This window comes from Paenibacillus pinihumi DSM 23905 = JCM 16419, from assembly GCF_000422505.1.
GTDB classification, from domain to species: Bacteria; Bacillota; Bacilli; order Paenibacillales; family Paenibacillaceae; genus Paenibacillus_D; species Paenibacillus_D pinihumi.
In genome coordinates this window covers 179,195-200,916 of the sequence record NZ_AULX01000006.1, presented here as the reverse complement: position 1 = coordinate 200,916, position 21,722 = coordinate 179,195, and the positions used below count along the sequence as shown (strand labels likewise).

16 protein-coding genes are annotated in these 21,722 nt (G+C 46.8%); 13 read left to right on the top strand and 3 right to left on the bottom strand.

What is annotated here, in order from left to right; translation table 11 throughout:
• The first annotated feature begins 5 nt into the window (after positions 1-5).
• On the top strand, positions 6-3,155 hold the full coding sequence (locus tag H583_RS0100785; RefSeq protein WP_028558801.1) for an alpha-mannosidase: 3,150 nt from the start codon (positions 6-8) through the stop codon (positions 3,153-3,155).
• Between the two features lie 286 nt (positions 3,156-3,441).
• Here the strand turns inward: H583_RS0100785 and H583_RS38025 are convergent, their stop codons facing one another.
• Both H583_RS38025 and H583_RS0100775 read right to left on the bottom strand, forming a co-directional pair.
• Positions 3,442-3,753 carry a retropepsin-like aspartic protease gene (locus tag H583_RS38025; RefSeq protein WP_425414494.1) on the bottom strand — a complete coding sequence of 104 codons (312 nt, stop codon included), beginning with the start codon at positions 3,751-3,753 and terminating at the stop codon, positions 3,442-3,444.
• A gap of 88 nt (positions 3,754-3,841) precedes the next feature.
• A complete protein-coding gene (locus tag H583_RS0100775; protein ID WP_028558800.1) occupies positions 3,842-4,084 on the bottom strand; it encodes a hypothetical protein in 243 nt (80 codons plus the stop codon).
• 69 nt (positions 4,085-4,153) lie between these two features.
• Here H583_RS0100775 and H583_RS37450 point away from each other — a divergent pair, with 69 nt between their 5' ends.
• A complete protein-coding gene (locus tag H583_RS37450; protein WP_036708035.1) occupies positions 4,154-4,360 on the top strand; it encodes a hypothetical protein in 207 nt (68 codons plus the stop codon).
• Between the two features lie 439 nt (positions 4,361-4,799).
• On the opposite strand, the gene H583_RS35030 is transcribed toward H583_RS37450, so the two are convergent.
• Positions 4,800-5,666, bottom strand: coding sequence for a helix-turn-helix transcriptional regulator (locus H583_RS35030; protein WP_028558799.1), 867 nt, complete (start codon positions 5,664-5,666; stop codon positions 4,800-4,802).
• Between the two features lie 203 nt (positions 5,667-5,869).
• Between H583_RS35030 and H583_RS0100755 the strand changes: the two genes are divergently transcribed.
• The 11 genes from H583_RS0100755 to H583_RS0100705 all read left to right on the top strand — a co-directional run bounded on the left by H583_RS0100755 (position 5,870) and on the right by H583_RS0100705 (position 21,721).
• Positions 5,870-6,895, top strand: coding sequence for a sorbitol dehydrogenase (locus H583_RS0100755; RefSeq protein WP_028558798.1), 1,026 nt, complete (start codon positions 5,870-5,872; stop codon positions 6,893-6,895).
• Positions 6,896-6,947: 52 nt separating this feature from the next.
• Positions 6,948-8,075, top strand: coding sequence for a glycoside hydrolase family 88 protein (locus H583_RS0100750; RefSeq protein WP_028558797.1), 1,128 nt, complete (start codon positions 6,948-6,950; stop codon positions 8,073-8,075).
• A gap of 20 nt (positions 8,076-8,095) precedes the next feature.
• Entirely contained in the window at positions 8,096-9,061 is a 966-nt protein-coding gene (locus H583_RS0100745) for a glycoside hydrolase family protein (protein WP_028558796.1), read from the top strand.
• Between the two features lie 11 nt (positions 9,062-9,072).
• Entirely contained in the window at positions 9,073-9,501 is a 429-nt protein-coding gene (locus tag H583_RS0100740) for an HIT family protein (protein ID WP_028558795.1), read from the top strand.
• A 16-nt stretch (positions 9,502-9,517) separates the two neighbouring features.
• Complete coding sequence (locus H583_RS0100735) at positions 9,518-12,499, top strand: chondroitinase-B domain-containing protein (RefSeq protein WP_028558794.1); 2,982 nt, start codon at positions 9,518-9,520, stop codon at positions 12,497-12,499.
• A 265-nt stretch (positions 12,500-12,764) separates the two neighbouring features.
• Entirely contained in the window at positions 12,765-13,721 is a 957-nt protein-coding gene (locus H583_RS0100730) for an ABC transporter permease (protein ID WP_051235805.1), read from the top strand.
• Positions 13,721-14,602 (top strand): carbohydrate ABC transporter permease, encoded by an 882-nt coding sequence (locus H583_RS0100725; RefSeq protein WP_028558792.1) that lies wholly within the window; start codon positions 13,721-13,723, stop codon positions 14,600-14,602. The genes H583_RS0100730 and H583_RS0100725 overlap by 1 nt, the downstream gene beginning before the upstream one ends.
• A 31-nt stretch (positions 14,603-14,633) precedes the next feature.
• A complete protein-coding gene (locus tag H583_RS0100720) occupies positions 14,634-16,211 on the top strand; it encodes a type 2 periplasmic-binding domain-containing protein (protein WP_028558791.1) in 1,578 nt (525 codons plus the stop codon).
• Between the two features lie 389 nt (positions 16,212-16,600).
• Complete coding sequence (locus H583_RS0100715) at positions 16,601-20,596, top strand: carbohydrate-binding protein (RefSeq protein WP_028558790.1); 3,996 nt, start codon at positions 16,601-16,603, stop codon at positions 20,594-20,596.
• Positions 20,597-21,033: 437 nt separating this feature from the next.
• The gene (locus tag H583_RS0100710) at positions 21,034-21,222 is read left to right on the top strand and encodes a DUF3934 family protein (protein ID WP_028558789.1); all 189 of its coding nucleotides are present in this window, start codon (positions 21,034-21,036) and stop codon (positions 21,220-21,222) included.
• Positions 21,223-21,277: 55 nt separating this feature from the next.
• Positions 21,278-21,721, top strand: coding sequence for a HEAT repeat domain-containing protein (locus tag H583_RS0100705; RefSeq protein WP_028558788.1), 444 nt, complete (start codon positions 21,278-21,280; stop codon positions 21,719-21,721).
• The last annotated feature ends 1 nt before the right edge of the window (position 21,722 follow it).

The following is a 21,722-nucleotide window of genomic DNA, read 5'->3' as shown; positions in this document are numbered from 1 at the left end:
AACAGATGTTGTTTACAGAGAAAAAGCTGGAAGCCAGACTGCGGGAGCTGAGTGAAACCCGCTACCGGGATGCGATACAACTGGAGCGATTCGCGGCTGTGGAAGATGAAGAAGGAGCTAATGGCGCAAGGCCGCCATTACATTCCGCTTCCTTCGAGCTGAAGACGGGTGAGACCTGGAGCGGCCGTGACCGCTATCTGTGGCTGAGCCGCAGCATTGAAATTCCGCAGGCATGGGCAGGCAAAACGGTACTGGGCCGTTTCGACTTTGGCGAGACGGGAGGCGGCGGCAACAGCGGCTTCGAGTCGCTGCTCTATTGGAACGGGGCGCCTTATCAAGGTGTGGATTCGAACCATCAGGAGGTGTTCCTCCCTGATGATGCTGCCGGGTCAACGGGCACAATGGATATCCGGCTGTGGTCCGGCCTGGAGGGCGGAGGGCCGCCGCGCGATCTGAAACATACGGTAAATGTAGCGGAAATCTGCTGGCTCGATGAGAAGATCGACGATTTCTACTACACGGGCCGCGCAGTGCTGGAGACTGTAAAGGTGCTGGATGCCGGACATCCGGACCGGACGAACCTGCTGCGGGCGCTGGACCGCGCTTTTCTGCTGGTGGACTGGTCGGTTCCGGGCTCGGATGCGTACTGTGAATCCGTTCACCGTGCGAGAGAGGTGCTGCATGCCGAGCTTGAGGGCATGGACAAGCAGCATTCCGTGACCGTGACTTGTGTGGGACACACCCATATTGATGTGGCGTGGCTATGGCGGCTGAAGCATACGCGCGAGAAGTGCGCGCGCTCCTTCTCCACGGTGCTGCGCCTGATGGAGCGGTTCCCGGACTATGTGTTCCTGCAGACCCAGCCGCAGCTCTATGCCTACATCAAGCAGGACTATCCCGAAATCTATGAACAGATCAAGGAACGGGTCCGCGAGGGCCGCTGGGAGATTGGCGGCGGCATGTGGCTGGAGGCCGACTGCAATCTGACCTCCGGGGAGTCGCTGGTCCGCCAGTTCCTGTTCGGCACCCGGTTCATGCGCGATGAATTCGGCGTGGAGAGCACATATCTGTGGCTGCCGGATGTATTCGGCTACAGCTGGGCGCTGCCGCAAATTTTGCAAAAGTCCGGCTTTGATACGTTCATGACGACGAAGATCAGCTGGAACCAGTTCAACCGGATGCCGCATGATACATTCAAGTGGCGCGGCATCGACGGCTCCGAGGTTGTGACGCATTTCATTACAACACCTGACGATTGGGAAGAAGCCAACTCTTTCTTCTATACGTATAACGGTCTGGTCTCTGCCGATACCGTCAAGGGTGCCTGGGACGCTTACCAGGACAAAGAAGTGAACCAGGAGATGCTGCTGTCCTACGGTTATGGCGACGGAGGCGGCGGGGTCAACCGCGAGATGCTGGAAATGCGCCGCCGACTGGACGATATGCCGGGGCTGCCGAACGTCAAAACCGGCCGTGCCGACGATTACTTCAAGCGGCTGGTGAAGACGGTAGAGGAGAGCGACCGCTATGTCCATGTGTGGGACGGCGAGCTGTATCTGGAATACCATCGCGGCACCTATACGAGCCAGGCCTACAACAAGAAAATGAACCGCAAGCTGGAGCTGCAACTCAGAGAGACGGAATGGCTGAATGCGCTGGCGGCGGTTGCCCGCAAGGACTGGAGCCAATATCCGCAGGAAGCGCTGAACCAGGGCTGGACCATTGTGCTGCGCAACCAATTCCATGACATTATCCCGGGCTCCTCGATTGCAGAAGTGTACGAGGACAGCCGCGAGGAATACGCAGAAGCACAGCAGTTGGCCGATACGGCATGGAATGGGGCTGCAAGCTCCATTGGCAACGGTGAAGCTACGCAGGGCAGAGCGCTGACCGTGCTGAACAGCTCGCCTTGGGAGCGCAGCGGCCTTGCCCTGCTGGACGGCGCAGCAGCGCCTGCGGGCAGTGCGTGGTCCGACCATGAAGGACGTCCGCTGCAAGCACAGCATACGGATGGCCGCTGGCTGATTCAGGCGCCGAATGTGCCTTCACTCGGCATGACGGGTATCCGGTACGAAGCAGCTGCCGATGGACAGGAGCAGCGCGCATCTGAAGTGCCGTTCCGTCAGGAAGGCCGTGTGTTGGAGACCCCGCATTATGTGCTGGAGTGGAACGGGAACGGACAGCTCAGCCGTGTCTTCGATCTGGATTACCGCAGGGAAGTGCTGGCTAAGGATGCGCGCGGCAATGTGCTGCAGGTGTTCGAGGACAAGCCGCTGCATTTTGAAGCGTGGGACGTGGATATTTTCTATCAGGAGAAGATGCGGGAAATTACGGAGCTCGTATCCGCGGAGCTGGTGGAGATCGGCCCGCTTGCGGCAACGATGAAGTTTCAGTGGCGGTATGCCAGCTCGGTTATTACCCAGCGCATGACTGTCTATGCAGGCAGCCGCCGGATTGATTTCCGGACGGAAATCGACTGGCAGGAGCATCAGCAATTGCTGAAGGTAGCCTTCCCGGTAGATGTGCGCTCAACCGAAGCGACCTACGATATCCAGTTCGGCAACGTGAAGCGTCCAACCCACTGGAATACGAGCTGGGACTGGGCCCGCTTTGAATCCGTCGGGCATCAATGGGCCGACCTGTCGGAGCGCGGTTATGGCGTCAGCCTCTTGAACGACTGCAAGTACGGCTATGATATTAAAGACAATGTTATGCGCCTGTCTTTGCTCAAATCAGCGATCCATCCGGACCCGAATGCAGATATCGGGGAACATGCCTTTACCTACTCCCTGTACCCGCACACCGGAGACTGGTATGCCGGAGGAACCGTGCAGGAGGCTTGGGCGCTGAATAATCCGCTGACGGTGAGCGGAGCGGCTGCGGCGGTTGAGCCGCTGTCTCTGTTCACGCTGTCTGCCCCTAATGTGATGGTGGACGCGGTGAAGAAGGCGGAGGACAGCGACCAACTGGTGCTGCGTGTGCATGAATTTGCCGGGGTTCGCACGACAGTCGAGCTGGGCAGCAGCTACGGCATTTCCGCTATGCAGGAGTGCGATCTGATGGAGCGGCCGTCGGGTGAGCCGATATCCGGCTCGAATTCCTTTGAATTAAAGCCGTATGAAATCAAAACGTTTCTGGTACAGCTGAAGGCTTAGCTATTGGTAACCACCGGAGGTGCATCGTCATGTTCAATAGAGCGTGTACGATCATGCAGCCTTTAATAAAGGCGAACAACGTGCCTCTATTACTATTTTGTCGCAAAGCTAAGAAATCCGAGATTCACTCTTTTTCATGAATTGATGGTTTGCAGTTGTATGAAGCAAGTCCATACAAGAAGTCTATTTATTGAGAGCGTTTGTCTGTTGATTTATAAGGGTTTTGAGTAGACGTACAGTGTAGTTGGGGACGAAATGGGGACGCGAGTAAACTCGCGTCCCCATTTCAGTACGATTTGGAGTTTGCCGAATACATTTCCATTTGGTGAAGGTCGATGATCATGTTACCATTTTTCAGGATATCGAGGCCAATAAGGCCATTTATGTAATTGATGTCTTCATGGAAGACACCAAAATCTATGCTGATATCTGTCATGATTAGATCACCAAGCTGAATTTGATCAACTCGCTTTCGAAACGAATATTCGTCTCCACCGATCCCAAAGCTTCTCACAAGTTTATCGCCATTTTCAAATTTGATGCCGATCTCTGATACAGCATCAGAGGATAGAAGAGAATGCGCCGCGCCAGTGTCAATTACTAAATTGTCGATTGTTAACGAGTTTCCTCTATAACAGATCGTTAAGAATGCTTAAAGCAAACCATCGATATCATCCATCTGCAACTTATCGGCCCCGGTAAAAGAAAGTTCTTCTAATCTCAATAGCTATCTTATCTTGACCAGTATGATAGACGATGTTGCTGTCTCTACATTTCAACAGTTCCTTGGTTGCTTCAACTGGATCTTGAATTGCTTTAATTAAAGCGACTTCATCAACATATTGAACACTATCTTCTGTATGAGAATTCAGGATTTCAAGAAGGACATATTGATCGGGATAAATATTGCGAACCTCTTGCCACTGCATAGCATAACACCTCGCTAACAGGTATTTTCTTTTTTCATTATACCTACTTTTAGGGGCTAACAGGGTGGTGTGAGTTTTCTTTTTGCGTGGCAAGCTGGAGTTCACTTATGCAAAGACATCGAGAAACTAATTAAGCTTACGGGAGATCGAGCTAAGTTAGATGCCAAAGCAAACGGGACATACATTGTATATAAAACTGCACAAGGCCAAATTGTAAAGGAATACAATAACGGTAATGTTATCCCTCTGTCTGAAAAGGACGGTTCTCATGCATAATCCGACTCCAATCATGTACGTTTTTGCTGGGAACAATGGAAGCGGAAAAAGTACAATCCGTAATCTAATTGCTGATTGACTCGGAATAAGTGTTAATATTGATCCCGATGCCTTGGCCCGAGGAATCAATCCAATTAATCCGGACAGACGACATAACACTTCCATTCAAAATTTACTCTCTCATCTACATTTAATCGACCATCTGATTGTTATAGATAACAGTCATATAGAAGGTGTAATTATTCTGAGTACAACTAACGGTTCAATAACATATCGGTCGGATTCCCTTCCTCAATGGAGTGAATCCATTGTGCATAGATTACAGCCCTTGTAAGAGCAGCCAGGAAATTCGGGCTGTTCTTTTTGAATGAGCGGGGAATGTTAGAGATGACCTCGTCCGATTTCTCCAACTGGACTGTTATCAGTTCCTGCCCGCTGTTTATCCATGAGTGACCAGCCAGGTATTTTCAAAATCACCACTTAAATTAAGATCCTTGCCAATGGCTGTTCGAATAATTTCGCGATAGGCGGAGGCAGACATACCTTCTTTCGATCGGAACAGTCTCGAAAAGTAAGGCAAGGAAAGACCGACTTTTTCAGAAATTTCAGAGATAGACAGGGCGGTAAATTCTAAATATTCACGTGCTTTCTCCAAACGAAGTTTTTGCAAAAGCTGGATTGGTGACATTCCCGTATATTCTTGAAACAGATTAATAATATAATGCGGATGATACCCGAACTTCCGGGCCAGTTCATTTAATGTAATGTTGTGGTGCAGATTGTCTTGTAAATACTGCGCCATGTCAAAATCTGATAGGAGCAACCGTTTATGATGTTCAGAATTACTATGGCTATCGTCTTGAAGTAAAGAAAACAAAGAAGATTTGAAACCGCTTTCAACTCGAAAAGGGAGGATATCGTTCGGTTTTCTCATATGCTGCAGCGATAGCTTGAACCATTGCTTGAATTCCGCAATTGTTCCTTCACCGCATATTCCGGATGCGGGTATTGTTTCAATCCATTGCAACAGATTGTAATCCAGTATGACAAATTTAAAATCAAGTGTAATCGTATTTTTAGTGAAGCTAAAGCTATGGGTGACGTTTTGCTTGAATAAATAGTAACTGTTCGGTGTAATATCCAGCGTTTCATCTTCAATCATGATTTGACCTGCGCCTTCAAGAGGCAACAAAAGCTGAAAGTAATCGGAATGCAGATGGGGCAGGACAGCATTTTTTTTAGGATAATCGACTCTCGCGGTCCATAATAACTTTAATTGGCTATCACGCAAAATCGGAACATTCATGCGGGGTCCCTCCTAGTTGTGCAAATGCTTATATGCAAACATTACTTATGATAAGCTGATATGTCAAGGATTTTACATTAATGGGACAATAATGATATGAGTATTGGTTAAGTATTGATGTGTTATCGTCATGGTTCTAAAAAAACGTTCGGCTTATAATGAATTTGTATATACATTTCAAAAAATGAAGGAGTGTAGGAAGAATGGTTAGACAAATGTCTGTTCCTTCAATGGAACTGGTTGAGCATGATGGTCCAGGGACTCAAATGTGTGCGGTAATGGATGGAATCGGAGAAATATCAGTAAAACGTGCTTTGGTACCTGAGCCTGCCGAAGGCGAAGTCAGAGTGAAAATTAAATGGGTAGGTATTTGCGGCAGCGATGTAGAAGTATTCCGCGGTGCCCGTGAAGCTGAATTTATAAGTTATCCGACAAGACTGGGTCATGAAGTGGCCGGCATTATAGACAAAATTGGTCCAAATGTGATTGGATTAAAGGTAGGCGATCATGTAGCACTCCGTTATGTATGGGGAGCATTTGCTGAATATGTGTGCTGTAGTCCCTTCTCTGTTAAAGTATTGCCGAAGGATTTGCCGCTAATCGAGGGTTCGCTAATCGAAGTGCTTCCAGGTATTATACATGCGGCTGAAATCGCTAACATTTCACCTAATAAGAATGTATTAATTACTGGCCAAGGGGTCAGCGGCTTAATTATGACACAGGTCATTAGTCTGTTCAGTCCACGCAATCTGGTTGTGACGGACCTGTTCGATGAGAAACTGGAGCTGGCTAAGAAGTATGGGGCTACTCATACGTATAAACTGCCGGATGAGCATGCCCGGACAATGGATATTGTCGGCAAGGATTTTCCGGAAGGATTTGATGTGGTTATCCCATGTCTTTTAGAAGGCGCAGGGATGGTAGATGCAATTGACGCCGCTGCGCAGAACGGTAGAATTGTCATGTATGGTTGCATTGGAACATGCCAGAAACCGGTTGATTTCTTCAAAGTTCATAAAAAGAGATTGGATATTTTCTCTACGGAGCCTAAACGGGATATTGATAATAGAAGATACTTTGATGAGGGTTTGAAATTAGTACTTGATGGACTTATCAATACAGAAGAAATGATTACGGATATTGTACCCTTGTCGGAAGTGGATAAAGCCTTCAAATTGCGCAACGAGCATAAAGGCAGTGTCATTCATGTTATGGTGGACTGCGAATAAAAGTAAGCGGATACAAGATGGTTTGTGATTTCAGGAAAAGGGGTGAATAGGCTTGAATATTCAAAGTGAACATAATTTGACCGAACAGTTGCCGCAGATATGGGAATCCTTGCAGACGAAAGTACAGCGAATGATTGTGCAACTGAAGGGAAAGACGCCACATGCAACCAAGAATGGTGTTTATGATAACATCCGAAATGATTGGTGGACATCCGGATTTTGGCCGGGAATGTTGTGGATCTGTTATGACATCTCCGGTAAACCGGTGTACCGGGATGAGGCTGCTGAGTGGGATATCAGATTAGAACAATGCTTTATCGGGGAATCAAGATTGCATCATGATGTCGGTTTTCAGTTTTTATTAACCGCCGTTTTGAAATATAAAATAACCGGTGATGAGGATGCCAGGAGAAGGGGACTTCAGGCAGCGAACTTTTTAGCCGGCAGATTTAATATTGCAGGTAACTTTATTAGAGCACAGAATGATGACAAAATCGGCCGGGCAATTATTGATTCCGCGATGAATCTTTCGATCCTGTTTTGGGCTTCACAGGAGACGGGTGATCCCCGGTTTAGCCATATCGCCAGAGCACATGCGGAGACGATCCTGACCCGTTTTATTCGGGAGGACGGCTCTGTCAGGCACATTGTCCGGTTTGATCCCTTTACCGGTGAATTTGCGGAAGCATTAGGAGGTCAGGGCTATGGCCCTGATTCATCTTGGACCCGTGGTCAGGCATGGGCGATTTACGGTCTGGCGAACATCTATCGTTTTACAGGAGAGCGTATTTATTTGGACGCTTGCCGCAAAGTAGCTGATTATTTCATCACGGCTCTATCGGAGGATTCAGTTACGGTTTGGGACTTTAGGGTGCCGGAACCTGAGATGGAACCGAAAGATACTTCAGCTTCATCGATTGCGGCATCGGGGCTGTTGGAGCTTGCGATGCACCTTCCGGAAGCGGAAGGCAGGGTGTACAAATCAGCTGCCTTGAAGATGCTGACAGCGCTGACAAACGATTATGCGGTATGGGATGACCCGGAATATGAGGGAATATTACGAGGCGGAACAGGCCATAAGCCGGAAATGAAAGATGTGGATGTATCCTTAATTTACGGAGACTACTTTTATGTGGAAGCTATCGCCAAACTGAAAGGCTGGAACCGGCAAATTTTCTGATAATAGAAGGAGATGTATAGATGCGATCCTCACTAAACGGGTTTATAGATTACAATCAATTGTCTAATCCTGTGCTGCAATATCCAAATTGGTCGATTAAAGATTGTGCCTGTGCCTATCACGAAGAAGCAAAAACATTTTATTTGTTCTTTTCAGCTTTTTACGAGGATAAGGGAATGATTCGAAGCCATGTAGTCGGAGTCCAAACCAAGGATTTTAAGGCGTTTTCGGAGCCGTTTTTCCATGTGGACGGTCTTGAAGAAGGCTGGGCAGGCATGTGTTCTCCCGAAATTCTGAAAGTAGCCGACACGTATTACTTAACGTTTAACTCCTGGGGCGATTTGCCTGACCGTCCAAATCAACTATTTTATAAAACATCAACGGACTTGATTCACTGGAGTGAGGGCTATGCCCCGTTGGCGGCCAATTTGACTCAAGGGAACCGGGCGATCGATTCTTCTTTAATCTACGAGAATGGAACTTTTTATTTGTTTTGGAAGGAACGGACGGATGCAGACCGGACCCGCCTGGCTCAAGCTTCTTCCATGTCAGGTGATTTTGAATTAGTAGGGGAAGGATACCCTACACTGGTGATGAAGGACGGCCGGGACAATGGACTGATCCATGAAAATTTCTGTTTCTTTAAAGCGGATAATCGTTGGCGAATGATAACGACGGACTATAAGAAGGATTCCTTTGCGCTCCACAACAGTTATATCTACACGATGGTGGCGGATGGAAGTGAAAACACAGATTTTCTTGCATGGGGAGAAGGGTACAAGCTTGATATTGCGAAGCAAGCCTTTAACTCGGACCACAGGGCTAATGCCGCAGCGTTATATAATTGGAGAGATTATGACGGCTATTTCTACATGATTTACGCGGGCAATACAGAAAATGAAGCCTTCGCCACCCGCGGACATAACCGGTTAGGGATATCCCGGTCCCAAGATTTGATTCATTGGATTCCGTTGCAGGAAGGGTAAGGAGGCATGGGATGTCAGACTGTATTTACTGCCGGCAGGATGAAGGGTTATTGCGCTTAATGCTGCCGGTCTGTTCATTGCAAGCATCAGAAGTTTACTTGTTTAAAGACCAGCTCTATCCCGGCAGATGTGTAGTTGCTTTGAAGGAACATAAGCGTGAAATGTTCGAATTAGATGATGTCACCCTTCAGGACTATATGAGGGATGTTTCCAGGACCGCTCAAGCACTTCAACAGATGTACCAGCCGGACAAGCTTAATTACGCCGTTTACGGGGATATTGTGGACCATTTCCATGTACATCTGGTACCCAAATATAAGGATGGTTTTGGGTGGGGGCAACCCTTCCAAACCCATCCGGACTTTGCGGTCAAGCTTGAAGATCATGAATATGAGCGGATATGCAAGGAATTAGAACAGCAGCTTTCAAAATTGCTCTGAAGGAGGAATTACAAGCATGAGAAACGTTTATTCGAAAAGCATATCCATCATTCTAATATTTTCATTGATTATTATGAATGCGCTTCCATTTATTGCTGAAGTTAATGCTGCGGAAACATCGGTAATTGACAGAACGAACTTTGATGCATATGTAGATGCGGGAGTAGTGGATGCTCCAACGGAATTTCCGTTAACAGCTGTTCATGTAAGTAAAACTCCGGTCAAGCAACAAATTTACGCTACCGGCTTTGATCAATATCAAGATCTCTTGTCAGGTACAGGTGATGGGGTCAAAAAGGATATTATCGGCACACTGACCGATGATCCCTGGAGCAATGATGGAACATTATTATACTATAAAACGCCTCCCGCAAACAGCAGTTATATCCGGTCATTGCCAACTTCTGCAAGATTATATAGGGATAACGCTATGACACTTCGTCTATCCACAGCTGTATATGGCGAGCTTTTGATAAGCTACTGGTATCGTACACATGATGCTAACGGGATGTTCCCGCTGCATCTGGAATGGTCGCCTGATGGCGGCGAAACATGGAAGCTGGCAGACACAATTATCAATGCATCCGCATCATTTACGCAAAGAAATATAATTATTGATGATCCTGCTGCCTCAGATAATGCTCATTTCCAGCTTCGTTTCAGAGCAGAACTGGGAACAGGCTCCGTATATGTGGATGATCTTATGGTCAGCGGAGAACCGCTGCAAATCATTCCGGTAACGGGCATGACACTTAATAATTCCAATACTTCTATTGCATTAAATCAAGTCACCCGGTTGTCAGTGGCACAAGTAACCCCGGCCAACGCAACGGGTGTTAGTGTGAAGTGGTCGTCTTCGAACGAAGCTGTAGCAACGGTGAACCCTGCTACGGGGCTGGTTTCTCCAGTGACAGCGGGGACAGCGAACATCACGGCTACGAATCTGATCACGGGAGTTCAAGCGACAAGTACAGTTGAGGTGAAAAATGAATACGCGTTTGTACCCGTGGAAACCGTCACGATTCCTGAGGCTTCATATTCGCTATTCCCGGGCCAGACGATTCCGGTCAGCGCCTTGGTAAGCCCGTTTAATGCAACAAATAAGGCTATAAATTGGGCTATAGAGAATTCGGGAGTTGCGACTGTTGATGAACATGGCAACGTAACGGGGGTCAGCACAGGAACAACTACGTTAAGGGCGACAGCTGATGATAATACAACGGTTTATGCAGAAGCTGCAATCTCAGTGGTAGAAGAAGCTGCAACGGCCAGAAAAATCACGTCATTCGGCTTTGAAAACCCGAAATCTTCGGGGATCATTGATATGAATGAGGGTACAATTACAGTCAAGGTTCCGCAAGGCACCAATCTGAACGCTTTAAAGGCATTATTCTATACGACGGGAACAGGTGTTTATGTAAATGGAGTTGAACAAATTAGTGGTGTAAGCAGCCAAAACTTTTCTCAGCCTGTTACCTATGAGGTTCGGGGCGTTTCAAACACAGTAAACACCTTTACGGTCATTGTCGAGCACAGGGAGACAAGTTCTGTTGAAAAGACATGGATAGTCAATAATGTCGATGAGCTGGTCGCGGCTAATAAACTGGCGCTGCCGGGTGACAGGATCATTATGAAGAATGGAACATGGAACGATGTGGATTTCATATTCTCTGGTGACGGCGAGGAGGGCAAGCCAATTACATTGCAGGCCGAGACGCAGGGCCAAGTGAAAATTGAAGGTGCCTCAAGGTTAACCGTTGCAGGCACTTATTTAATTGTAGACGGTCTGACATTTCAAGATGAAAGTGACTGGAAGCCATATGGAGCCATTACGTTTGACTTTCTATCTTATAAATCCCGTTTGACGAATACAGTCATTGATAACTTTAATCCGACTAATTTGTTGAAGCCTACAGGTCCGGGCGAGGATACCAAGCATCCCTGGGTTGTGAATAAAGGGACATATAACCGCTTTGATCATAATGCTTTTACCCGTAAAGGTTTCACAGGCGAAATGATGCGGATGTTTAAAGGAATCGAACATCATGCACAAATCGATCATAACTATTTTGGCGATCGTGTGGAGGATACGGCCAATGGTACGGAGGCCATCCAAATTGGCGTGCAGCCTGACACGCAAGATAAAGAATGGGGTTCCAATAATTCGTTCACAGTTATAGAGCATAATTACTTTAACAATTGGCTCGGTGAAATTGAAATTGTATCCTTTAAAACTTCAAATAATACATTCCGTTATAACACAATTGAAAATAGCCCGGGTACAGTAACACTGCGGATTTCGAATCAGATAGATGTATACGGCAACTTTTTCCTTCAGAATGGAACTGCTGGATCAGGCGGAGTGCGTGTATATGGATCAGGACACCAAATTTACAACAACTATTTCCAAGGGACCTCTGGACAAGGGGATCAAAGGGTTGCAATCGCATTGCAGGCCGGTCTTGACGATCCGACTTCGAAACTGGACCCACAGCCCGTAAAAGATACATTAGTTGCCTTCAATACTTTTGTCGACTGTAAATCAAATTGTATTACACTTGGAGCATCAAATGCCGGCAGGCCCGTTGCACCTGACAATATTATTATTGCTAACAATGTTGCGTTTAATAGCCCGGGAATAACAGGAACAATCATTAGACAAAATTTGGCTCCGACGAACTCTGTCATGCATGGGAATATGTATTATGGGGCGGAACTGGGCATCGCACAGAATGACAATGAATTTAAAAAAGTTGATCCCATGCTGCAAAAAGACAGCAATGGCATTTATAGACCTTCGGTGAACAGCCCGGTAATCGGGGCGGCGCAGGGGAATTACAGCATGATTGATATCGACATGGATGGACAGCCGCGTACAGCCGGAGCCTATGACGTGGGTGCCGATCAAGTGTCGGATGACCCTGTCGTGCTTAAACCGTTAACAAGAGCCGATGTAGGTCCGGTACTGCCAGCAAGCGATGCAAGACATAATAGATAATGAAATTTGAATGTTTATTTACGAAGTAAATCTGAGTTTTGATTAACGAATGCTTAACAATGAATATATGATAATGGGGAGTTTATATTTATAATAAAAAAATATAAAGCGTTTTCAATTAAACTTTGAGAACACTCGACATACTGTTAATCAAGAGTAGGAGAGGGGATAGAATGATCATTTAACGGCACTAATGTTTCAGGATATTTGGTCCCTAATCCTATGCTTTGAGGTTACATTGCGTTAGTGAGAGGAGAGAGTCACCTTGGACAACATCGCCAACCGGCAAGCAATTCCAAAAAAACGAAATCAGACAGGATTCATTCGTTTTATCATTAAACACAAGTTTTATCATTTACTAGTGCTCCCTGGTGTCATATATTTCTTGCTATTTCATTATGTCCCTATTTACGGAGTTATTATCGCATTTAAAGACTACAACGGATTTGGCGGTATACAAGGGATTTGGAACAGCCCATGGGTTGGCTTTCAGAACTTTAGCAATTTTTTTAATAGTACCTATTTTTGGAGACTGCTGTCTAATACATTCATAATCAGCTTTTATCAATTGGTCTTTGGTTTTCCGGCGCCTATCATTTTGGCATTATTGTTAAACGAAATCAGGAACAATCGGTTCAAACGTATTGTACAAACGATCACCTACATGCCTCACTTTCTTTCCTGGGTTGTTATAGCTGGTTTAATGACGCTATTGTTAAGCAATGAAGGTGTAGTTAATCACTTGCTGTCTTATTTCAATGTGGATCGAATTGACTTTCTGGCAAGCACAACCTATTTCCGTTCCATATTAGTCGGTTCCTCCATTTGGCAAAGTATCGGGTGGGGTACAATTCTGTATTTGGCGGCAATCGTCAATGTTCCTCAGGACTTGTATGAAGCCGCAACAATGGAAGGTGCAACACGCTGGCAAAAGGCAATTCACATTACACTTCCTTCTATTTCGTTTGTGATTACGATTCTATTTATTCTCCAGATGGGGAAAATTATAGATCAAAACTTCGAACAAATTTTAAATCTCTATAATCCCGCAGTTTACGAAGTAGCTGATGTCTTCGATACATTCGTGTATAGGCGGGGAATTGTTCAAGGTGACTTCGCATACTCGGCTGCAGTCGGGTTGTTTAAGTCAGTTGTCAGCTTTATTCTTGTTATTCTGGCGAATAAAGCAGTCAAAAAGATGGGGCAGGAGGGGATCTGGTAATGTATTTCAGAGCTACTAAAGGCGAAAAGGTTTTTGATGTTTTTAATACATTATTCATGCTGCTAATCAGTGCCAGCATGCTTTACCCCATCCTGTTTGTAGTTAGTCACTCCTTGATGACGGATACGGAACGGGCGCTCCATCCGTTTACGATTATTCCGACCGAGTTAAACTTCAGCGGATATGAGTTTATTCTGGCAAAAGGATCTTTGTTGTTGAGTTCCTTTCAAATCACCTTTTTCCGGTTAAGTGTTGGAACGCTGCTTAGTCTAATCGTTGAATGTATGTTTGCCTATGCGATTTCCAAAAGGGTTTACCCTTTGGCGGTTCCGTTGACGATGATGATTGCATTCACCATGTGGTTCCAGGGAGGCTTGATTCCTTCCTTCCTGGTAATGAAATCGCTTGGATTCCTTGACTCGATCTGGGTGTTTGTAATACCAAAGCTAATGAATGTCTGGTACATTTTATTGCTCCGCAATTTCTTTGCCCAGATTCCTGCCGAAATAGAAGAGTCGGCGAAAATTGACGGATCGAATGAAATGGGCATTCTATGGCGGATCATTCTGCCGCTGTCTACACCGGTGCTGGCAACGATTGCATTATTTCATGTCGTTTATCACTGGAATGAATGGTTCATGGGGATTATTTATATCTCTGATCAGACCTTGCAGCCTGCAATGGTTATTCTGCGCCAAATTCTAAGTCAAGCGAATGCAGCCAATATGTACGCAGAGGATATGGGAGGCAGTTTTGTGCCGCCAACGTCTATGATCCAAATGGCAACCATTGTAGTAGTTTCGTTCCCGATAATTGCAGCCTATCCGTTTTTCCAAAAGTATTTTACAAAGGGACTCATGGTAGGTGCAGTTAAGGGATAAATCATAGATTTGAATAAAGGGGGAAAAACAAGTGAAAAAAAGAAAGATTACAATGTTTTGCATACTCGTTGCTGTTATGGTTGCGCTTGTCGGCTGCCAGACAAAGGGTGCTAATGAACCGGAAAATCCAAGTGTAAGCGGATCAGATAAACAAGCCTCAGCTCAACAAACCGATCCTGTTGTCATCCTAATGTCGGAACCAAGGGATTCAAATCCTGCAGATGTTGAGAAGGTTAAGAAGTATATTGAAGAACAGTCCGGGGTGAAAATTGAGGTCAAGAATGTCAAGGCCACCTCAAATGAAGATTACCAGCAATTGATCAATGTTAATCTGGCCTCAGGCGGCATCGATGCTGTTCTTGTAAATAGCAAGGAGATGTACACGCAGCTGGTGCAATCCGGAAGGGCCCAAAGCATTAATGAACCTTTGCAACAATTTGGTACAGATTTGTTAAAGGCATATCCCCCGGATTCCTGGAAAGCCGTAAGTGACAGTAAAGGTGATATTTACGGTTTGCCGCGTCAAAGTATTCTGGCATCCGATACAATCGTCATCCGTAAAGACTGGCGTGAAGCGTTAAATATGGAACCCATTACTACGTTGGATCAATTTGAGAAGTATATGCAGGCGATCAAGGTTGCTGATTTTGACGGGAACGGAAAAGCGGATACGATTCCGCTTCTTTCGAATCAGAACGATTATTCTTCATTTGACAGAACACTATTGTATGTATTCACCGGGAATAGCCCGTTTAATAATGAATTAGATCAAGACGGGAACATTATTCCCACCTACATGGATCCGAAGTATAAAGACTATCTGGGTAAGCTGGCAGAATGGAGTAAAGAGGGATTACTGTATTCGGGAATTCTAAGTATTAAGAAATCTCTTGCTGATGATTTGATTATTGCAAACCGTGTAGGAGCCTTTGCTGCCTGGTATTCGGACTACATTCGTCCGCTGGAGAAGCTTCGTGAAACCGTTCCTAATGCAGAATATGAGATCATTACTTTGAAAACGCTGGATGGCAGTCCTTATAAATTCCATCATAAAGACCCGTATGGACAACGTGTACTATTCGTTAAAGGGAGCAAAAATGTTGACCATGCAATCAAGCTCTTTAACTGGATGATGGCATCTCCGGAAAACTACTTCACAACGAAATGGGGCACATACGGAGAATATTGGGAGTTTGCGGATAAAGATAAGGGCACTGTCGTTCGTCTAAAAGGTGCTGAAGATCCGACAACATCCTATAATTATGCATTTTCTATGATGTTCTATGGACCTTGGGATTTCAGAACAGATGATCCTGACTTTGTTAACAGTCACTATTATGCCGGGTGGGATTATTTTATTGAAAACAAAGAACATTTCATTCAAGAACCGGACTGGTTTATGAATTATGAATTGAAAGGAACGCCGGCAGATGCAACTCAAGAAGATGGCAAAACGCTAATTATGGAGAATCGAACGAAAATTATTTTAAATACGATGCCGCTTGATAACTGGGACAAGACCATTGAACAGTATCGTAAAATGTTCGGCGATCCATATTCCGAAATAGCGACTCAACAATTTAACAATTTTGTAAATAATAATAAATAAAGTTGCAGGAAATAGAAGACCAACTGAAGGTAACCTGAATCAGGTATACGTTCAGCTGGTCTTTTTTTCTGAATGAAATGATGATGAGCGCATAGCCCGTTCAAAACCAACTGCATAAGATCTGACATAACCTGTGTTGAAATACACCTCTAAATTTGTAGGCTATAGAATTAGAATGAAGGTGCAGCAGGAAATAGCTGCTCTATTGGAAGGAGGATGAGGGCCAACAAAGTCATAGATTTGAAAGCGCTATCAGACGAGCTGTTGAAGTGAAGCGGACAAGAGATGCGGATTCAGAAGAAAGGCCAGGCATTACCAAAGCGTGGTTGTATTTGTCGTGATGTGCGTAATGTTTGTCATTCATTACACGGTTAGGAGGAAGGATTAAGATGCGAAACAAGTATTTTGTTTGGTCGTTAGTAGCTACATTTGTTCTCTCGACCCTCTTTTCCAGTATAGGACCGAACATCAAAGCGGTGGCAGCAGCAGGGCCAAACCTTGCAACAGGAAAAAATGTTACCGCGAGCAGTCATAATGATGTCTACACAGCCAGTAATGTCATTGACCAAAATCCGGGCACTTATTGGGAGAGTGCAAATAGTGCGTTCCCGCAATGGATTCAGGTTCATCTTGGAAACGCTGCTAACGTTGAGCAAGTCGTACTGAAGCTCCCCGCCGGCTGGGAGACCAGAACACAGACTTTGTCTATCCAGGGCAGCACCAACGGATCGGATTTCACTACAATTGTCAATTCTGCTCCTTATACATTCAACCCCAATACAGGAAATACAGTCACCATTAACTTCCCGTCAACCAACACGTCATACCTAAGGGTACAAGTGACAGCCAATTCCGCATGGGCGGCAGCCCAACTGTCTGAATTGGAGATTTACGGCGGAGTTGCTGCTCCAACAGCCAAACCGATTCCAGGCAAAATCGAAGCCGAAAATTATGATGCCATGAACGGCATTCAGACGGAGTCGACCTCCGATACAGGCGGCGGACAAAATGTGGGCTGGGTCGATACGGGCGATTGGCTGGACTATTATGTGAATGTCGCACAGTCCGGCACCTATACGGTTGAATACCGGGTAGCCAGCAATACGGCTACTGGCGCTATCCAGCTTCGCTCCGGGCAGAACACGCTGGCAACAACTGCGGTTCCGAATACCGGAGGCTGGCAGACATGGCAAACGGTCAATGCGACCGTACAGCTTACCCAAGGCGAGCAGACGCTGCGCGTCCATGCGAGCGGCGGCGGCTTCAACCTCAATTGGCTCAACTTCAAAGAGGGAAGCTCCGGTCCGGGACCAGGAAACGGGCCGCTGACTACGCCGGGCAATCTGGCGTACACCCAGCCTTCCCCAGGCTCTATTCAATTGACATGGAATGCTTCTACAGGCAGCACTGGCGTGCAAAGCTACGAGATCTATGCGAATGAGCAGCTGCGCGGCAGTGTGAACGGCTCCACGCTCAGCTATACAGATAACCAGCCTTCTACGGCTACGGTGACGTACTATGTAATCGCCAAGGATGCCGCAGGCAATGCTTCTCCGCGCAGCAACTCGGTAACACGTCCCGGTGAAGTTGTAAGCGGCAGCAATCTGGCCCTGAACAAACCGATCACCGCGTCGTCTACCGTCCATACCTTTGTGGCCGCCAATGCGAACGATGGCAGCACGAATACGTATTGGGAGGGAGCAGGCAACGCATACCCGAATCATCTGACGGTTAGTCTCGGGGCGAATGCAAGCCTCACCTCCATCGTTGTGAAGCTGAACCCGTCCGCCTCATGGTCGACACGCACACAGACCATTCAGGTGCTTGGGCGCGACCAGAATGCTTCCGGCTTCACCAATCTGGTGTCCGCTCAGACGTATACGTTCAATCCGGCTACAGGCAACTCGGTCACGATTCCGGTGACAGCCTCAGCAGCGGATGTGCGCCTCACCTTCACGAGCAATTCCGGATCATCTGCCGGTCAGGTAGCAGAGTTCCAGATTTTCGGCACACCTGCTCCGAATCCGGATCTTACCGTGTCCGGACTGACCTGGACACCTGCTTCTCCTAGCGAGACGGCACCGATTACATTGTCCGCTACGGTCAAAAACATCGGCACTGCGTCTGCTCCTGCTTCAACCGTCAACTTCTATTTGAATAACACACTGGCAGGTACGGCTCCTGTCGGCGCACTGGCTCAAGGCGCTACTGCAAACGTATCTGTTAACGTTGGTGCCAAGGTAGCCGCTTCCTACACGGCGAGTGCCAAGGTCAACGAGGATCGTTCCATAGTGGAACTGGATTATGCCAACAACACTTACACGAACACGACTCCGCTCGTTGTAAGCGAAGTTCCGAGCTCCGATCTGGTGCCGATTGCATCCTGGTCCCCGGGCAGCCCAAGTGCCGGAGATACCGTTAACTTTACGGTAACGCTCAAGAACCAGGGCAATATTGCAACGACTGCCGGCCCTCATGGCGTGACACTCGTGCTGAAGAATAACGAAGGAAATACGATTCGTACGTTAAATGCCAGCCATAACGGTGTCATACCAGCGGGAGGAACCGTCAATGTTACGCTGGGAGCATGGACGGCCGCAAACGGCAGCTACAATGTGACGACTACCGTTACAGCTGATGCGAACGAAATCCCGGCCAAACGGAATAACAATACGAGCACAAGCGGACTGTACATTGGCCGCGGGGCCAACATGCCGTTCACGATTATTGAGGCCGAGTCACCTGCCAACACGACGAATGGAACTATTTTGGCTCCGAACTTCAAGCCGGGCGATTATGCGGGCGAGGCATCCGGACGTTCTGCTGTACATCTGGATGGCACAGGCAAGTATGTGGAGTTTACACTGACCTCTCCTGCCAATGCCTTCGTGCTCCGCAGCTCCGTTGCTGAGAATTCGTCAGGAACCATCAGCATTTACGCGAACAATGTGAAGAAGGGCACCTTCGCGGTGACCTCCAAGTATTCTCACGTATATGCAACACCTAGCACACTGGGCCGCTTGGGATATGACAACCAGCCGGGTGCAGGGTTGACCGCTTACTGGCTCTATGAAGATTCCCAGCTCCTGCTTAATGAAGTATTCCCGGCAGGAACGAAGATCAAAATTCAGAAGGATGCCGGAGATGTGCCATGGATTTATGTCGATATGCTTGAAACGGAAAATGTTGCTCCTCCTGCTTCCAACCCTGATCCAACCAAGTATGTTGAAGTATCGGCAAGCAAATCCATTGAGCAGGCATTGTCAGATTTCAGACAGGATTCAACGAAGAAGGGAATCTTCATCCCTGCCGGAGAGTGGACGATCAGCAACAAAATCTTCTTGTACGGCAGAGCAACAGAAATTATCGGGGCCGGCCCGTGGCATACGAAGCTGGTAGCTCCGAAAAATCAAACGAATACCGATGTCGGCTTTAACATCAGCTCTGCGGCAAACGGTTCCACGATTCGTGACCTGTCCGCATGGGGCAACTACGTCTATCGTGTAGACGGTCCGGGCAAATTTATTGACGGCAACGGCATGCAGAACGTCACGATTCAGAATACTTGGGTCGAGCATTTTATCTGCCTGTACTGGGGAGTCAACTCTTCCTACAATACTTTCAAGGACAACCGGATCAAGAACGTCTTCGCAGACGGCATTAACATGACGAACGGCTCCTCCTACAATATTATCGACAACAACTATTCCCGTGGAGCGGGTGACGATGCGTTTGCCTTGTTCAGCGCCATTGATTCCGGCGGCTCCTATAATGTTGGGAATAAGTACACCAATTTGACGGCAACTAACGTAAGACGCGCGGCAGCATTTGCCGTATATGGCGGTTCGGATAACCTGTTCCAGAACCTCTATGGAGCAGATACGCTGACTTATCCGGGCATTACGATCAGCTCCCTTAGCTTCGGATACAACACGCTGGGCTTCGGCGACAAGGATACCGTCTTTGACGGCGTAACCCTTGACCGGACAGGAGGAGACTTCTGGACCAGCGTGGGCGCGGACGACAAGATCAATGAGTATCAGAACTTCGGCGCGATCTGGTTCTTCGGAGGGGACAGAACGTTCAAGAACGTTGTGGTCAAAAACATCGACATCAACAATCCGGTCTACTTCGGACTGATGTTCCAGACGAAATCACCGGAAAATCTGCCGATGTCCAATGTCCGTATTGAAAATGTCAACATTAACAACCCGGGCCGCTATGGCATTAAGCTGGTAGCCAGTGCAGAGCAGGGGCAAGGTCCGGCTCTCGGCCAGGCGAGCTTTACGAATGTCAAAATCAATAACCCGGGCGTCCGCGCCATCTATGGCGAGGATAAGAGCCCTGGCTTCACAGTGAACAGAGTATCGGGCAACAACTGGTAATCGTAATTATCGTAAAAAATCGTGTGCACTTGTGCACACGATTTTTTACGTAGTAAAGGTATATAGGTATACTGAAGTTGCAATCATTATTTAATGAAAATACGGGATGGGGAGCAGTTTTGACGGCATTATTTGTATTTGGCATGATTTTTATTTTAACGACGAGTAACTGAACTGACTGAACCGTACTCCGTGCATTCAAACCTTTTTTATTATACTCCAGATGCTCAAGGTGAAATTGACTTGAATGAAGTCTGCTGCTTGAAAATACGGAATAATCCAAATATAAATCAAGCTTGATTCAGTCGCAGAACAGCATCACAAAAATCACAATCATAGATTCTCTGCATAGAGAGGCCGAATCGTGGTATAATTTGATGAATGAGAACAAGGTACGCCTGCAGTAGAGCAAGTATGTGCTAAAATGGAGTGATAAATTGAGCAAAGCAAAGGGCAAGGGCGGAACAGGCAGAGGAACAGACAAAAAAGGCTGGAACAGATGGCAGGCAAGTGCCAATAGAGCCAAAAACGCTCCTAAGCCATATAAAAGCAAGGGCACTAAAAATAAAGACGGTGCAGCAGCTTCCAAGAACAGTGAAGGCAGCAAGCCCGCCAAGCGGGATTAAGGCTATATAGCAAGACAGCTTTCCCATAAATTATAATGGAACAGGATGAAAACCTTTGGATACAATTGAAATCGACAATGAATGGCAAGAAACTTATGAGCAGTTAAAAGCAGCGGCGAACCGGAAGTCAAGCTGGAGAGACCGTCTGGATGCTGTGGAACAACTCGGCAAGTGGAACAATGAACAGGCCATTGAATTGCTTGCGAATCGATTGAATTATGATACGGTGTATCAGGTTCAAGAGGCTGCTTACCGCATACTCAAACAATTCGGTGAAGACGTTCAACGTCCGTCACAGAAAAAGGGCGAGCTGATCAAGGGTGTGAACAAGATCCTCGTTAGAGTCAAAAAGAGTCTTCCGGCAGGACATTCCTTTGAAGAATTTAAAGAAAAGTTGAAAAGAATGCGTTCCGATATCTACGATATCTATGAGGGCAACAAGGGCGCAGACTTTGAAAAGTGGCTTGAAGACATATGGAGTTCAGCGTCAGCAAGATAAT

Excerpts from the sequence above, each read along its gene's own strand:
- H583_RS0100785 (WP_028558801.1), top strand. The coding sequence starts at position 6 with ATGTTGTTTACAGAGAAAAAGCTGGAAGCCAGACTGCGGGAGCTGAGT.
- H583_RS0100775 (WP_028558800.1), bottom strand. The coding sequence starts at position 4,084 with ATGCAGTGGCAAGAGGTTCGCAATATTTATCCCGATCAATATGTCCTT.
- H583_RS35030 (WP_028558799.1), bottom strand. The coding sequence starts at position 5,666 with ATGAATGTTCCGATTTTGCGTGATAGCCAATTAAAGTTATTATGGACC.
- H583_RS0100755 (WP_028558798.1), top strand. The coding sequence starts at position 5,870 with ATGGTTAGACAAATGTCTGTTCCTTCAATGGAACTGGTTGAGCATGAT.
- H583_RS0100745 (WP_028558796.1), top strand. The coding sequence starts at position 8,096 with ATGCGATCCTCACTAAACGGGTTTATAGATTACAATCAATTGTCTAAT.
- H583_RS0100740 (WP_028558795.1), top strand. The coding sequence starts at position 9,073 with ATGTCAGACTGTATTTACTGCCGGCAGGATGAAGGGTTATTGCGCTTA.
- H583_RS0100735 (WP_028558794.1), top strand. The coding sequence starts at position 9,518 with ATGAGAAACGTTTATTCGAAAAGCATATCCATCATTCTAATATTTTCA.
- H583_RS0100725 (WP_028558792.1), top strand. The coding sequence starts at position 13,721 with ATGTATTTCAGAGCTACTAAAGGCGAAAAGGTTTTTGATGTTTTTAAT.
- H583_RS0100715 (WP_028558790.1), top strand. The coding sequence starts at position 16,601 with ATGCGAAACAAGTATTTTGTTTGGTCGTTAGTAGCTACATTTGTTCTC.